General features: G+C 47.7%; 16 protein-coding genes. 1 reads left to right on the forward strand and 15 read right to left on the reverse strand.

Features of this window, described 5'->3' with window-relative positions; genetic code table 11:
• Positions 1-368: 368 nt before the first annotated feature.
• From sigH to ispF, 9 genes are all read right to left on the reverse strand, one after another.
• The gene (gene sigH / locus WJQ40_RS13920; protein ID WP_262575442.1) at positions 369-995 is read right to left on the reverse strand and encodes an RNA polymerase sporulation sigma factor SigH; all 627 of its coding nucleotides are present in this window, start codon (positions 993-995) and stop codon (positions 369-371) included.
• A complete protein-coding gene (locus WJQ40_RS13925; protein ID WP_337540920.1) occupies positions 985-2,253 on the reverse strand; it encodes an SGNH/GDSL hydrolase family protein in 1,269 nt (422 codons plus the stop codon). The genes sigH and WJQ40_RS13925 overlap by 11 nt, the downstream gene beginning before the upstream one ends.
• A gap of 19 nt (positions 2,254-2,272) precedes the next feature.
• Positions 2,273-3,037, reverse strand: coding sequence for a 23S rRNA (guanosine(2251)-2'-O)-methyltransferase RlmB (gene rlmB, locus WJQ40_RS13930; RefSeq protein WP_118798751.1), 765 nt, complete (start codon positions 3,035-3,037; stop codon positions 2,273-2,275).
• A gap of 97 nt (positions 3,038-3,134) precedes the next feature.
• Positions 3,135-3,563: a ribonuclease III domain-containing protein gene (locus tag WJQ40_RS13935; protein ID WP_118798674.1), complete on the reverse strand. Its 429-nt coding sequence runs from the start codon at positions 3,561-3,563 to the stop codon at positions 3,135-3,137.
• Positions 3,548-4,954, reverse strand: coding sequence for a cysteine--tRNA ligase (cysS, locus tag WJQ40_RS13940; protein ID WP_337405914.1), 1,407 nt, complete (start codon positions 4,952-4,954; stop codon positions 3,548-3,550). Before cysS ends, WJQ40_RS13935 begins: the two co-directional genes overlap by 16 nt.
• A gap of 20 nt (positions 4,955-4,974) precedes the next feature.
• Positions 4,975-5,667, reverse strand: coding sequence for a serine O-acetyltransferase EpsC (gene epsC / locus WJQ40_RS13945; protein ID WP_118798672.1), 693 nt, complete (start codon positions 5,665-5,667; stop codon positions 4,975-4,977).
• A gap of 124 nt (positions 5,668-5,791) precedes the next feature.
• Positions 5,792-7,006: a [FeFe] hydrogenase H-cluster maturation GTPase HydF gene (gene hydF, locus WJQ40_RS13950; RefSeq protein ID WP_337540923.1), complete on the reverse strand. Its 1,215-nt coding sequence runs from the start codon at positions 7,004-7,006 to the stop codon at positions 5,792-5,794.
• A gap of 33 nt (positions 7,007-7,039) precedes the next feature.
• Positions 7,040-8,455, reverse strand: coding sequence for a [FeFe] hydrogenase H-cluster radical SAM maturase HydG (hydG, locus tag WJQ40_RS13955; RefSeq protein ID WP_337540925.1), 1,416 nt, complete (start codon positions 8,453-8,455; stop codon positions 7,040-7,042).
• A 19-nt stretch (positions 8,456-8,474) separates the two neighbouring features.
• Positions 8,475-9,023 carry a 2-C-methyl-D-erythritol 2,4-cyclodiphosphate synthase gene (gene ispF / locus WJQ40_RS13960; RefSeq protein WP_118798669.1) on the reverse strand — a complete coding sequence of 183 codons (549 nt, stop codon included), beginning with the start codon at positions 9,021-9,023 and terminating at the stop codon, positions 8,475-8,477.
• 69 nt (positions 9,024-9,092) lie between these two features.
• Between ispF and WJQ40_RS13965 the strand changes: the two genes are divergently transcribed.
• Positions 9,093-9,740, forward strand: a complete 648-nt coding sequence (locus WJQ40_RS13965; RefSeq protein ID WP_118798668.1) for a gamma-glutamyl-gamma-aminobutyrate hydrolase family protein — start codon at positions 9,093-9,095, stop codon at positions 9,738-9,740.
• Between the two features lie 9 nt (positions 9,741-9,749).
• On the opposite strand, the gene WJQ40_RS13970 is transcribed toward WJQ40_RS13965, so the two are convergent.
• The 6 genes from WJQ40_RS13970 to WJQ40_RS13995 all read right to left on the reverse strand — a co-directional run bounded on the left by WJQ40_RS13970 (position 9,750) and on the right by WJQ40_RS13995 (position 15,031).
• Entirely contained in the window at positions 9,750-10,154 is a 405-nt protein-coding gene (locus WJQ40_RS13970; protein ID WP_262575452.1) for a DUF1284 domain-containing protein, read from the reverse strand.
• A 5-nt stretch (positions 10,155-10,159) separates the two neighbouring features.
• Positions 10,160-10,717, reverse strand: a complete 558-nt coding sequence (locus WJQ40_RS13975; RefSeq protein WP_118798666.1) for a biotin transporter BioY — start codon at positions 10,715-10,717, stop codon at positions 10,160-10,162.
• Positions 10,718-10,847: 130 nt separating this feature from the next.
• Positions 10,848-12,686: an ABC-F family ATP-binding cassette domain-containing protein gene (locus WJQ40_RS13980; protein ID WP_337540929.1), complete on the reverse strand. Its 1,839-nt coding sequence runs from the start codon at positions 12,684-12,686 to the stop codon at positions 10,848-10,850.
• A 3-nt stretch (positions 12,687-12,689) separates the two neighbouring features.
• A complete protein-coding gene (locus tag WJQ40_RS13985; protein WP_262575455.1) occupies positions 12,690-13,211 on the reverse strand; it encodes a CarD family transcriptional regulator in 522 nt (173 codons plus the stop codon).
• 191 nt (positions 13,212-13,402) lie between these two features.
• Entirely contained in the window at positions 13,403-14,761 is a 1,359-nt protein-coding gene (locus tag WJQ40_RS13990) for an NCS2 family permease (RefSeq protein ID WP_118798663.1), read from the reverse strand.
• Positions 14,762-14,896: 135 nt separating this feature from the next.
• The gene (locus tag WJQ40_RS13995) at positions 14,897-15,031 is read right to left on the reverse strand and encodes a hypothetical protein (protein ID WP_337540932.1); all 135 of its coding nucleotides are present in this window, start codon (positions 15,029-15,031) and stop codon (positions 14,897-14,899) included.
• Positions 15,032-15,332: the final 301 nt, after the last annotated feature.

Below are 15,332 nucleotides of genomic sequence, written 5' to 3' on the forward strand. Positions count from 1 at the left end.
TCTTTTCCTTTTTCTCTTCCTTGGCTTCCTCTTTTATCACGATTCGGGGCATGGGGAGCTTTTTTCTTCTCCCATGCCCCGCTCTTTTCCTTTTTCTCTTCCTTGGCTTCCTCTTTTATCACGATTCGGGGCATGGGGAGCTTTTTTCTTCTCCCATGCCCCGCTCTTTTCCTTTTTCTCTTCCTTGGCTTCCTCTTTTATCACGATTCGGGGCATGGGGAACTTTTTTCTTCTCCCATGCCCCGTCTGTCCTCATTGGCACCACTGGCATCACTGTCCCCACTGGTACCACTGGCAGTCCTCACAGTCATCAAATCTCCGCCTTAACTCCTGTCACCCGGTAGCAGACCAGCAAGACCATCAGACCATCAGTCCTTTCCTGTCAGCAGTGCCTTCCGTATCTTGCTGCGGCAGCGCTGCAGCGCATTGTCTGTCGATTTATCATCCTTTCCAAGTACTCTTGCAATTTCTGTATACTTCATCCCTGTCAGATACAGGTCGAGCACCTGTCTTTCAAAGCTGCTCAGCTCACTTTCGATGGCTTTCTCGATACGCTCTACATTCTCCCTGTCGATCAGCAGTTCCTCCGGGTTCTGTTCATCCCTTGAAACCAGGGAATCCAGAAGCTTCTTTTCCTCTTCCGTCTTATCACTGCCATTTCCCGCATAGAGGGAAACATAGCTGTTCAGCGGCGCATGCTTTTTTCTGCCAGCAGCCTGCACCGCCGTATACATCTGTCTTGCCACACACAGATCTGCAAAGGTGGCAAAGCTGGCATCTCTTCCAATATCATAATCCCGGATCGCTTTGAACAGCCCGATCATCCCCTCCTGGATCAGATCCTCCCTGTCTGCGCCAAGGATATACATACTTCCGGCCTTGCTCCTCACCAGATTTTTGTATTTCTCCATGATATAATCTGTAATTTTCTCTTCACCATCCCGGATCCGAAGGATCAGCTCCTCATCCTTAGAGGTTTCATAATCATTCCCCAACAGCTTCTACTCCCTCCTCCTCTTCGATCAGGATCAGCTGTGCTGCTATATGCTGTGCCAGCATACGGTAACCGGTTTCGTTGCCATGAACACCGTCCGGCATCAGTGCGTGGATCACTGCTGCATCATGCGTATCCAGAAAATTGGAATTGTACAGATCAATCACCGGTATCCCATGCTCTTCTCCAAGCTGTTTCATCACCCTGACAAAGGCTGACTGCGGCAGAAGATAATCCCTGCTTTTCCTCAGCAGATCATGCAATACATTTGGAAGAGGCGTGATCAGTACGATCTGCGCATCCGGGTAATCCTTCTGCAGTCCAAAGAGAAGCTCATCCAGATCTCCTGTAAAGGTATCCTTTTCTCTTTTCTCCAGGCTCCCAAGCTCCTTTTCAGAAGCACAGAACCCGTCATTGGTTCCTCCCATGACAAGGATCACATCTGTATCCTCCGGGATCTCCTGGTATCTGTCTACGAAAGCATTCTCCCAGTACCGCCCGATGGAAGAACCTCCGATCCCGAGATTCACTACCTCTTCTGCGCCAAGTATTTCTCCCAGCTGGGACGGATAGGACATAGACTGATAATTCTCTATGGTATCCAGATTAGATGCTGCCGTAATACTATCTCCAAGACAGGTAATCTTACAGTCTGAAAAATCCACCTCACCGTCAGCAATGATCTTTTTATCCTGTCTGTTGATCTTCATGGTATTTTCGTAGGAAGCACAGATCTCCCTCTCTTCTCCGGGAAAAAGCAGATTGCCGGATACAAGACCGCCCGGCAGAAAGCTCCCCCATTCCAGATTTCCGGATATGGAATTCCCGGATATAGAATTCTCAGATTCAGAATTTCCAGATACGGAATTTCCAGATACGAAATTCCCGTATACCAGATTCCCCGGTACAGAATTCCCGGATACCAGATTTTCAGCTTCTCCTTTATATGCTTCATTGTCTGACACAGAACCATCGCCTTCTGCTCTATCCGGTTCTTCCAGAAAAACTTCCTTTTTTTCTGTGTAATTCAGCTCATTTTCTTCTATATAGGAAATAAGAGCCTCCGGATCCTCAGATAAAGTCTGGATATTCGCCTGCATACTGGCAATATCCGCCCGTGCTTCTTCATAAACGGCTTCTCTTTCTATTTCCCACATTTTTCTTTCGTGCCGTTGCAGCCCTTTGTCAATCCCTACAGCCAGCAGCATGATAGCAGCCATAGCGATCAGCATCAGCATCACACGATTCAGCTTATTCATAAAATTACTGATTGCTCCCTTATCTTCCTGCCTTCATTCTTTGTCTTACCACCTCATAGGCAAGTATGCCTGCTGCCACCGAAGCATTCAGGGAATCAATATCTCCTTTCATGGGAATGGATGCCACCATATCACATTTTTCCTTTACGAGGCGTCCTACTCCGGCTCCTTCATTTCCGATCACAAGTCCAAGCGGTCCTGTAAGGTTCAGGTCATACATACATGTCCCATCCATGTCTGCACAAGCAAACCACATACCCCTCTTCTTCAGATCCTCCATGGTCCTTACCAGGTTCGTCACCCTTGCCACTTTAGTATAATTCAGGGCACCTGCCGAGGTTCTTGCCACAGTTGCCGTCAGCCCGACTGCCCGGTTCTTGGGGATGATCACTCCGTGGGCTCCTGCAAGGTTTGCAGTACGGATGACAGCTCCCAGATTATGAGGATCCTCAATATTATCAAGCAGGATAAAAAAAGGATCCTCTCCCTTTTTTTCTGCTTCCGCAAACAGATCCTCTACTTCTGCATAATGATAGGCGGCAGCCACAGCGATCACACCCTGATGGTGTCCGGTTTCTGACATATGATCAAGACGCTCCTTATCCACGAATCTGATCATGGTTCCTCTCTTTTTGGCCTCTCTTTTAATGGTGGCAACAGGTCCGTCCTGACAGCCATCCAGAATATATACCCTGTCAATCTCACGTTCAGAACGGAACGCCTCGATCACAGCATTTCTTCCTTCTATGAGCATTTCTTCATATGTCTTTTCTTCTGCATTCATCATACATTCTTTCCCTTCTCTGTTCCCTTATACACTTCCACCAGACTCGTCCAAACGCTGCAGCTCCGCCTGTCTCCTTCAGCAGCTCTTTCGAGGATCAGATCCTGCTGATTCCTTCTTTGATAAGAAAAAGTACCCGTTCTTCCCTGCCGGAGAGATACAGGTAGCCGATCAGTGCTTCCAGTCCTGTCGCCTTCCGGTAATCCAGAATGGATGCATTCTTTGCACTGGTATAGGACTTGGCATTCCTGCCTCTTTTGTATATGGCAAGTTCTTCCTCTGTCAGTTCCGGCTCCAGTGCTTCGATCATAGCTGCCTGCGCCTGTGCCTTCACATAGGATGTGGTGAGCCTGTGAAGCTGGCTGGCCTGACGGTTTCCCTTCTCCACCACCATGGTTCGGATCACAAGCTCATAGGCAGCATCTCCGATATAGGCAAGCGTAAGAGGTGAATATGCCTTCATATCCACCTCTTTTAACCCAAATAATTCTCTGATCCTGCTTGAAAGACTCAGGCTCTCTTCCATTTTACGCCCTCTCTGGTGTCCTCGAGAACAATTCCTTTGGCAAGGAGCTCATCTCTGATCTCATCCGCCCTTTTGAAGTTCTTCTCTTTTCTTGCTGCCTGACGCTCTGCGATCAATGCCTCAATATCGCTGTCCAGGATCTCTTCCTTTTTCTCTACGATCAGACCGCATACATCACAAAGCTCTGTGATCTCATCCTTCAGATACTGTACAAATTCCTGGCTGCTTCCCTCTCCTGCGTTGGTATTGGCAAACTTCACCAGCTCGAAAATAACGGAAAGTGCATCCGCTGTATTGAAGTCATCATCCATGGCTTCATCAAAACGTGTCCTGTAGACAGCCGCTTCCTCTGCCAGCTTCTTTTCTTCCTCTGTCATGGAGCCCTCTGCGCTCTTTAACAGATAATCCAGATTGCTGACGCTGGTCACGATTCTGTCATAACCGTTCTGTGCTGCTTCCATCAGCTCACTGCTGAAGTTTAAGGGACTTCTGTAGTGTGCAGAAAGCATGAAGAAACGAAGAACCTGAAGATCATACTTTTCACTGATGTCTCTGACAGTAAAGAAATTGCCGGCAGATTTGGACATCTTTTTATTATCAATATTCAGAAATGCGTTGTGCATCCAGTATTTCGCAAACGGTTTGTCATTGGCAGCCTCAGACTGAGCGATCTCGTTCTCATGGTGAGGGAAGATCAGATCCTCGCCGCCTGCATGGATATCGATCTCATCCCCAAGATACTTCTTGCTCATGACAGAGCACTCAATATGCCAGCCGGGACGTCCCTGGCACCAGGGTGACTCCCAGTAAGGCTCTCCGTCCTTCTTTGGCTTCCAAAGTACGAAATCAAGGGGATCCTCCTTCTGATCCTCTCCGGTTACAAGGAGAGATCTGTTTCCTCCCTGCAGATCATCCAGATTCTTATGGGATAACTTACCATAATCCTTAAAGCTTCTTGTACGGTAGTAAACAGTACCATCCTCTGCCACATAAGCATGACCCTTTTCGATCAGGGTACCGATCATATCCAGCATGCCGCAGATCTCTTCGGTAGCCTTGGGATGTGTAGTAGCCGGCTTTACATTCATGGCAGCCATGTCTTTCCTGCACTCTTCTATATAACGCTCGGAGATCACAGATGCTTCCACACCTTCCTCGATTGCCTTCTTGATGATCTTATCATCCACATCGGTAAAGTTGGATACATAATTAACCTCGTAACCCTTATGCTCCATATAGCGTCTTACTGTATCAAATACGATCATGGGCCTTGCATTTCCAATATGGATCAGATTATATACTGTAGGTCCGCAGACATACATCTTCACCTTTCCTTCGGTAAGAGGTACAAACTCTTCCTTCCTTTTTGTCAGGGTATTGTAAATCTTCATTTCCGCTTACGTCCTTCCTTTTATTCTGCATTCTGACTCTGCTTTTTCTGTGCTCTCTCACTGGTACGCATCTTCTGCTCCAGGTCAATGAGCTGATTGGTGATCTCTGCATTGCTGTGCTGCAGGGATGTGATCGCCTCCCATACCGGATCAGGATAATGGATCTGATCCAGCTCATCCTGGGGATGATCAGGATTGATCCGCTTCACGACACGTCCCGGTACACCAACAACTGTGCTGCCGGCCGGTACATTCTCAAGCACCACGCTGCCGGCTCCGATCTTACAGTTATCACCAATCGTACAGGAACCAAGTACCTTGGCTCCGGCTCCGATCATGATGTTGCTGCCAAGCGTAGGGTGACGCTTTCCCTTTTCCTTTCCGGTTCCTCCAAGGGTCACCCCCTGATATAAGGTTACATTATCACCGATAATCGTGGTTTCTCCTATGATAACTCCGGATCCATGATCGATAAAGAAGCCCTTGCCGATCTGTGCACCCGGGTGGATTTCAATTCCCGTTTTCCTTACAGCCCTCTGGGAAACCCATCTGGCAAGAAAGTAATGCTTTTTCAGATAAAGCTTATGGGCAACACGATATCGCAGCATTACCTTAAAGCTCGGATATAAAAAAACTTCCATAGAAGAGTGGATTGCCGCATCCCGTTCCTTAATAATGGCCATCTCCTCTTTCACACTCTGAATCAGTCCCATTTTTTGCTCCTGTCATGTATTCTTTTCCGTCAAAAATACGGACCGGAAAAATTCTCTTTCTATAACAGAATATGAAGAAGAAGCGGTTTTGTCAACTGCTAAATCGTCTCTTGCTGTGTGGTTTTCACAAGTATTCTGCCAGCTCTTTAAATGGCTGAAGGCTTCTTTTCAGGATCCCATTCATATAGGCGATCAGAATTCCATAATTGGTGAAAGGGATGCTGCTCTCTGCTGCCATCCTTTCCCGGCTTCTGATCTCTCTTTCATTCAGCATACAGCCGCCGCAGTGCACTACAAGTGCATAACTGGAAAGATCCTCCGGGAAACCTCCGCCCGAAGTAAACTCATATACAAACCTTTTGCCCGTATGCTTTTCGATCCAGCCCGGCAGCTTCACTGTCCCGATATCTTCGCACTGTCTGTGATGGGTACAGCCCTCGGAGATCAGGATCCTGTCCCCTTCCTTTAATCTGTCAAGTGCTGCCGCCCCCTGCACAGCTCCTGCAAGTACGCCCTTATACCTGGCAAACAGAATAGAAAAGGATGTCAATGGGATGTCCTTTGGCACCATCTGCTTTACACATTCAAAGGCCTGACTGTCAGTGATCACAAGCCTTGGCCTTTCCTTTAAGGAGGAAAGCAGTGCTGGCAGCTCCCCTGTCTGTGTCACGCTTAAGGTTCCGTGCGCATCCAGTATATCACGGATCACCTTCACCTGTGGGAGGATCATTCTGCCCTTTGGTGCAGAGGTATCAATGGGCGTTACCAGTACCACGTGATCCCCTGCTTCAAGAAGCTCGCCAACGATCGGTTTCTCTTTTCCCATTTTCCCTGCAAGGCTTCCGATTCTTTCCTTCAGCTGCTCTATATTTTCCCTTTTCAGGGCACTGACTGCAATTTCATTTTCTTTCAGATCCTTCAGGCAGGAACACTCTTCCCTCGCAAGATCCTTCTTATTATATACGATCAGATAGGGAACCCTTTTCTTCTGAAAAAGGGTGATCAGTTCCTCTTCCATTCCGGTAAGCCCTCTGGTGATATCTGCCACAAGGACAGCGATATCCGCCCTGTTCAGCACCTGTCTGGCCTTCCGAACACGCATCTCCCCGACAGTTCCTTCATCATCAAGCCCCGGTGTGTCAATGATCACTACCGGCCCTAAAGGAAGGAGCTCCATGGATTTCGTCACGGGATCCGTGGTCGTTCCCTTTACCTCTGATACAATAGACATCTCCTGTCCGGTCACTGCATTGACCAGACTGGATTTACCGGCATTTCTTCTTCCAAAGAATGCGATCTGAATCCGGTCAGCCCCCGGTGTCTGATTCAGTGCCGCCATGCTGTGCATCTCCTTCCTGTGCGTCTGTTCCGGTCAGAAACGGAAATCTCTTTCTCCCTGCCCGATCTTCACCAGATATTCCTCTGTTATTTTCCGTACCTGTTCCTTCGGAATATTTAAAAGCTCCTCTTTGATCATCCTCTCACCGATCTCCCTTGTCTCTGCACTGGCATAATCCTCCAGAAATTCCTGCAGTGTGATCAGGGCATTGGGATGACAGCAGTTCTGGATCTGCCCGCTCTTACACAGGCTCATAAAACGATCACCTGTCCTTCCTGCCCGGTAGCAGGCTGTACAGAAGGACGGGATATGCTTTGTCTCCATCAGCCAGCGGACTACCTCATCCAGTGTACGCTGATCGGATACATCAAACTGCTCTGTATCAGTAGGACGGAGCTCTTCTGTATAACCGCCAACACTCGTCCTTGAACCACCACTGATCTGGGATACCCCAAGGTCGATCACCTTCGCCCTGACCTGCTGGCTCTCCCTCGTGGAAATGATCATGCCAGTGTAGGGTACGCTGATCCGGATCAGGGCACAGAGCTTCGCAAAGATCTCATCACCGATACCATTGTCAAAGGTATCCGGGTCGATATCATCTGCCCGTTTGATCCTCGGTACACTGATCGTATGTGGTCCTACGCCATGCACTGCCTCCAGATGCTCAGCATGCATCAGAAGTCCTGCAAATTCGTAGCGGTACAGCTCAAGTCCGAACAATACGCCAAGTCCCACATCATCAATGCCACCCTCCATGGCTCTGTCCATAGCTTCCGTATGGTAGGCATAATCGTGCTTCGGCCCCGTGGGATGTAACTGTTCATAGCTTTCTTTATGGTAGGTTTCCTGAAAAAGGATATAGGTTCCGATTCCTGCTTCCTTTAATTTCCGGTAATTCTCCACAGTTGTCGCCGCAATGTTGACATTTACACGGCGGATCGCCCCGTTTTTATGCTGGATGGAATAGATCGTTTTGATACTTTCCAGCACATATTCGATAGGATTGTTTACCGGATCCTCTCCAGTCTCAATAGCCAATCTCTTATGTCCCATATCCTGCAGGGCGATCACTTCCTGACGGATCTCCTCCTGAGTCAGTTTTTTTCTCGGAATATGTCCGTTCTGATGATGGTACGGACAGTAAACACATCCATTCACACAATAGTTTGAGAGATACAGCGGAGCAAACAATACGATCCTGTTTCCATAGAATTTCTTTTTAATCTCTCTGGCAAGTGCTTCCATCTCGTCAAGCACCTCCGGATCTTCACAGGCAAGCAGAACCGATGCCTCTCTGTGGGAAAGTCCCTTACATTCTCTGGCCTTGTCAAGGATCTGACGGATCATTTCCTTATTGTTTTTGTTCTCATCTGCAAAAGCAAGTGTGTCCTCGATTTCCTCGTGGCAGATAAACTCCTCTGCCTTCATGGATTTACTGTTGTACATCTTATGTCATCCTTCTTTCTTACTGTCTTCCGATACATCCACTGCAGCCAGCACATCCTCTCTGCTCCTGCATCACATCAATTGCTCCCACAGAAAGTGGGCTTGTCAGCAGACAGATAGCCTGGGACGAGATCCCTTCTCCACTGCCGGTAAAGCCAAGACCTTCCTCTGTGGTCGCCTTTACATTGACCTGATCTATGGAAATCTGCAGGGTATCTGCAATATTCTTTCGCATGGTATCAATATAAGGGCGCATCTTCGGTGCCTGCGCAATGATCGTAGCATCAATATTTTCTATAAAAAAGGCATTCTCCTGCAGCAGCTCTCCCACATGGGAAAGAAGCTTTAACGAGGAAATACCTTTATAAGCCGGGTCACTGTCCGGGAAATGCTTGCCAATGTCTCCAAGGGCTGCTGCTCCAAGCAGGGCATCCATAATGGCATGCAGAAGCACATCCGCATCCGAATGACCAAGAAGTCCCTTTTCATAAGGAATCGTAACACCTCCGATGATCAGGTCTCTTCCCTCTGTTAATTTATGAACATCATATCCCATTCCAATTCTCATATCTTTCTTTCCTTCCTCATATATTCTACTACAGCATAACAGAAATATCACTTTTTTGGGAGAGCTCCATTGAAAAAAATTCTCGTTGCCGGAGAAACCGGAAAAACCTTTAATTATGAAAACACCCTCCGAAGGCTCGGTGCCTCCTGTACCACCTCTCTTCATGTTCCGGAAACCTCATCCTATGATGCCCTTCTCCTTCCCGGCGGCGGTGACATTGATCCAGTCCTGTTTGGTCAGCTTAACTGCGGTTCCCGTTTTTTTGATCCGGTTCTTGACAGACTGCAGCTGTCTGTCCTGAAAGCCTTTGTATCTGAAAAAAAGCCGGTTCTTGGTATCTGCAGGGGAATGCAGCTCATCAATATTTTCTTCGGTGGTGACATCCATCAGGATCTGCCATCCGCTGACCGCCATCAGTACACGAATGGAGATCAGTACCATGAGACCTTTGCCCTGCCTGGCACTGTCCTCTACCGGCTTTACGGGGAGCGGTTTGTGGTAAACAGCGCGCATCATCAGGGCGTGGATCTGAAGGCTCCCTCTCTGTCCTATATCCAGTACTGCGACGATGGTGTAGTGGAGGGACTGTGCCACCACTATCTCCCTATCGTTGGTGTGCAGTGGCACCCGGAGCGGCTTTCTGATAAAGAAAAAAGCGAAGCCGTAAACGGTTCGCTTCTTCTCGATGCATTTCTGCATCATTATAAATTTGTATAAAAGGGGAATTTATACCGATCTGTAACAAATCCTGCGCCACTGACAATTCCCACAGATTTTCTCTCCGATTCCCTGCTCCAGGATCTGCTCTGCCACCTGTCTATAGAAAGTGAGGAAGGGCTGTTTCTCATTTTCCTCAAGGCCGCAGCTTTCCAGTACTCCTGTGTCATAATCGTAAACCTTCTGTGCCGCATCGCAGACCCCCTCTTTATTATGGGGACAGGCACAGCATATATCGTCCGTTTCCCTTACAAGCGTGATCATCGGGTTCTGCTCTGTCAGAATTTCCTTCATCTTTGCCATGTGTGCTGTAAATTCGCTGCTGTAGCCCTTTCCCTCAAAAAAGGAAAGACACATGCCATGATGGGGACGCAGTCTGAATTCTTTCTTTTCTGTAATATCCGTAAAATCCATAAAAATCAGTTCAGCTTCAGGATTACGGAAAACCGCTTACTCAGGACAAGTGCAAGTGCAATCTTGATCAGATCCGGGATGATAAAGGGGATCACACACCAGGAAAGAACTGCTGCCAGTCCAACCGGTCCAGAATTTTTCGTATATACTGCCATGAACCATACGGTTCCAATCGCGTAGCATACGATCAGTCCAAGTACCATAGATAAGCCAAGCACCCAGGTCTTTTTACCAAGGAGTGCTTCCATGCCCCACATCAGAAGTGCGGAAAACAGGAATCCGATAATATAACCACCGGTACTGCCAAGCAGGATGCCAAAGCCCCCTGAAAATCCTGCAAATACAGGAATCCCTACTGCACCAAGCAGAATATAGATCAGTACGGAAAGACTTCCTCTCTTGCCGCCGAGAACACCTACTGCCAGAAATACGGCAAAGGTCTGCAGGGTAAAGGGAACTGTCGTTGGAATGGATATCCAGGAGCAGATTGCGATCAGAACCGCAAATACTGCTATGTATACCATGTCATAAGTTTTACTTCTTGTTGCTGTCTGTGTTGTCATTTGAAAATCCAGCCTTTCTGTAGTATGTTCCTTCAGGAACCTTAGACAGAATAACATGGCAGACTTTGATTGTCAACCTTGTTTTATCGTATGGTTAACAATTTGTTTTTCTGTTGCAGCTATCCCTCTATTATTGCTCTGCAATTCTCGCAGCTAATTCCTCCAGATATTCCCATCGTTCCATTTTTTCTTCCAGAAGCTTCTCTGTCTCTTCCTTCTCCTTCGTCAGCTCATTCAGCTTCACAAAATCAGTCGCCGCCTTCAGGATCCCGGCCTCCAAAGTTTCTATTTTCTCTTCCAGTGCAGCAATATCATCTTCTATGGTTTCATATTCCCTCTGCTCCTTATAACTGAATTTCAGCTTTGCAGACGGCAGCTTCCAGGCTTTTCCCGATTCTGTTTTTACTTTACCTGCACTGCCAGTATTTTCACTGCTTCCTGTCTGTTCTGAAAATCCTCCCCTTTCCATCTGGACCCGGTCACGGTAATCCGTATAACCGCCCTCATACTGCCTGATATTTCCACCTTCCTCAAAGGCGAATATCCTCCTTGCACAGCGGTCCAAGAAATATCTGTCATGGGACACCATGATCACGATTCCATGGAAGCTGTCCAGATAATCCTCCAGGATCGTCAGTGTTTCAATATCAAGGTCATTGGTCGGTTCGTCCAGGATCAGGACATTCGGTGAATCCATCAGTACCCGGAGCAGGTTCAGTCTCCGCTTTTCTCCTCCGGAAAGCTTCTTCAGAAGTCCGTACTGTGCTTCTCCCTCAAACAAGAACCTCTCCAGCATTTTGGCTGCAGAAACCGGTCCTTCCTCAGTCTGTACAAATTCCGCCACATCTCTGATATAATCGATCACACGCTGCTCTGGCGGCATTTCCTTCTCTGTCAGCTCCTGATCATAGCAGCCGATCTTCACTGTCTGTCCGATCACAATACTGCCCTCATCCGGCTCAACCCGCCCGGTGATCAGCTTTACAAGTGTTGTCTTGCCACACCCGTTCCTGCCAACGAAGCCAACTCTGTCACCCTTTAAAAAGATATAGGAAAAATCCCGGATCAGCACTTTATCCCCGTATGCCTTGGAAAGATGGCTGATCTCCACAGTGGTTCTGCCAAGTCTTGTGGCACTGCTGCCAATATCTATCTGGCTGCCTGCTGACAGTGCCTCCCTGTTTTTCAGCTCCTCATAACGCTGCAGTCTCGCCTTTTGCTTGGTGCTTCTTGCCCTGGCACCACGCTTCACCCATTCCAGCTCTTTACGCAGAATGGTTTTCCGCTTTCTCTCTCCTGCTGACAGTGCTTCTTCCCGCTCCGCTTTTCGTTCCAGATATCCGGAATAATTCTCATCATAGGAATAAATACTGCCTCTGTCGATCTCTATGATCCTTGTAGCCACACTGTCCAGGAAATATCTGTCATGGGTCACCATGATCAGTGCTCCCGGCAGCTTTTTCAGCTCTTCCTCCAGCCATTCCGCCATGTCATTGTCCAGGTGGTTCGTAGGCTCGTCCAGGATCAGCAGATCCGGCCTTGTCAGAAGAGCTGCCACAAGTGCCAGCTTCTTACGCTGTCCTCCGGAAAGGATCCCACACTTTGCCGTGAAATCTGTTACACCAAGCCTTGTCAGCATCCGCTTTGCCTCTGTCTCCAGCTCCTGGTCTGTATGCCCTGATCTGCTGCTCTCCCGGCATTTCTGCAGGACTGCCTCTATAACAGTCTGTTCTTCCGGAAATATAGGATGCTGCGGCAAAAAACTGATCACCAGATGCGAGGCTCTGGTGATCGTTCCACTGTCTGACTCCTCCAGTCCTGCGATCATTTTCAGCAGCGTGGATTTTCCCGTTCCGTTGATCCCGATGATGCCGACCTTTTCTCCTTCCTCCAGATACAAGGAAGCATCCCTCAAAATTGTCTTTTCTCCAAACGATCTGCTGATTTTAGAGGCTGTCAGTATATTCATAAATTATCCTTCTGTCTTTTCCTGTATTTCCGCAATGGTTTTGGCAATGATCTGTTTCATTTCCTGCTTTTCCCTGCCAATGGCAAAAGCAAGCTCTGAATACAGGCTGTCCTCTGCCAGTTTGAAATATCTCTCATCTGTAGAGGTGCTTTTCTTTCCCTGCGCTCTGCGGATCTGCTTTCTACTATACAGGTTTTTGATGATTCCGACAAGCTCTGTCGGATTGCAGCTCTGGATAGCCGCCTTATACTCCTGTTCCCGCTGCTTGTCGTTAGTACTCCATTTCTTTTCTGTTTCCGGTATTTTGCGGATGATCTCCCAAGCTTCTTCTTTGCTCAGCGCTTTCCGAAGGCTCCTGCTCTCCGCATCAACCGGCACATACACTTTCGCGCTTTGGCAGTCCTTCGGGATCAGCAGATAATATAATCTGTTTCTGTCCGTCCCTGGCATATCCAGGTGCATGATATCTTCCACTCTGCAGACACCATTGTTAAATTTGATCACATAATCTCCGATCTGATACAAAATAATCACATCCTTTCCAATTTTTCCGTCATTTCTTACGTTTATACTATTAGTGTACCACTTTTCAGTGAAAAATTTCAAAGGACATTTTGTAGTAAAAAAAGCACAGAAATCCCGCTTTGACAGGAATTTCTGCCTTATCCCTCTCCTGTCTGCCTGGGCTTTCTGTGCTTATTATACAGGTACTCCTTTTACAGGAAGATGTACTTCAGAATAAACAGTACTGCCAGTACCCACATAAGCGGGGTGATCTTCTTTGCCTTGCCTGCAGCTGCATGAAGAACTACATAGGAGATAACGCCAAATGCGATACCTTCTGAAATAGAATACATAAAAGGCATAGCAAAGATACAGATAAATGCGGGAATTGCTTCCAGCATATCATTCCATGCAATCTTTGCTACCTGCTGCATCATAAAGAAACCAACAACGACAAGTGCCGGTGCTGTTGCAAAGGAAGGAATTGCAAGAAAAATAGGTGAGAAGAACAGTGCCAGCAGGAACAGTGCTCCTGATACAATAGAAGTAAGTCCGGTACGTCCGCCTTCTGCAATACCTGATGAAGATTCTACAAAGGTTGTAATTGTAGATGTACCAAAGCATGCACCTACAGTAGTACCTACAGCATCTGCCATCAGAGCGCCTTTGATTCCGGGAAGCTTGCCATCCTTATCCAGCATATCAGCCTTGGTCGCACATCCGATCAGTGTTCCAAGGGTATCAAAGATATCTACGAACAGGAATGCAAATACAACCACCAGGAAGTTCAGTGATCCGATCACAGAGAAATCCATCTTGAACAGTGTCGGTGCAAGGGAAGCCGGTGCAGATACGATGCCACTGGGGATCAGGCTGTAGAAGCCAGCATCCGGTGCTGGTACATATAATCCGGTAAGCTGGCAGATAATTCCCAGTACCCATGTGATCAGAATACCAAGGAGAATATTTCCCTTTACATTCTTGATAACAAGGAATGAAGTGATCAGAATGCCAAGCAGTGCCAGTACGACAGTAATTCCTTCAGAATTAAAGGTTCCTGCCTGAATAGATCCCTTAAAAGAAAACAGTCCAACCAGGGTAGAACCGTCTACTACGATGTGTGCATTCTGCAGTCCGATGAAGGTGATGAATAATCCAATACCAACGGAAACTGCTACCTTAAGACCTCCTGGAATTGCATTGAAAATTGCCTCTCTGACATTGGTCAGGGAAAGCAGGATGAAAACAATACCTTCAACAAATACGGCTGTCAGGGCAACCTCCCAGCTGTATCCCATTCCCAGCACAACTGTGTAGGCAAAATAGGCATTCAGTCCCATTCCTGCAGAAAGTACGAAAGGCAGGTTGGCAAACAGTGCCATACAGATTGATGCAAGCGCAGATGCTAATGCGGTTGCTGTAAAAACTGCGCCTGTGTCCATACCGGCTGCTCCCAGAATACTGGGGTTAACGGCAAGGATATAGGCCATTGTCATGAAAGTCGTGATACCGGCAATAAACTCTGTCCTTACGTCAGTTCCACGCTCTTTCAGCTTGAAAAATTTGTCCATTTCTATCTCTCCTTCTCATTTTGTTAACAGACAAAACCAGTGTATCATATATTTCATATCTGTGGGATTCTTTTTTCCTTTTTCAGTTATTTTTCCTTCTTTTCCTGCCTGTCAGTCCTGGTTTTTCTCCTCTTCTCACAGTTTTTCCCTTCCTGCGGGGCATGATTGCTCCTTTTCACTCTCCCATGCCCCGCTCCGCTCTGTTTTCCTTCTTTTCCTCTTCACTTTTCCCTGCTCGCGGGGCATGTTTGCCTCTTTTCTCACTCTCATGCCCCGCTCCGCTCTGTTTTCCCTCTTTTCCTCTTCACTTTTCCCTGCCCGCGGGGCATGATGGCTCCTTTTCACTCTCCCATGCCCCGCTCCGCTCTGCTTTCATGCTTTTCCTCTTCACTTTTCCCTGCCTGCGGGGCATGTTTGCTCCTTTTCACTCTCTCATGCCCCGCTCCGCTCTGCTTTCCCTCTTTTCCTCTTCACTTTTCCCTGCCCGCAGGGCATGATGGCCTCTTTCCACTCTCCCATGCCCCGCTCCGCTCTGCTTTCCCTCTTTTCCTCTTCACTTTTCCCTGCCCGC

Origin of the sequence: Suilimivivens sp., from assembly GCF_037359455.1 — a bacterium.
In the GTDB taxonomy this organism is placed as follows: Bacteria; Bacillota; Clostridia; order Lachnospirales; family Lachnospiraceae; genus Suilimivivens; species Suilimivivens aceti.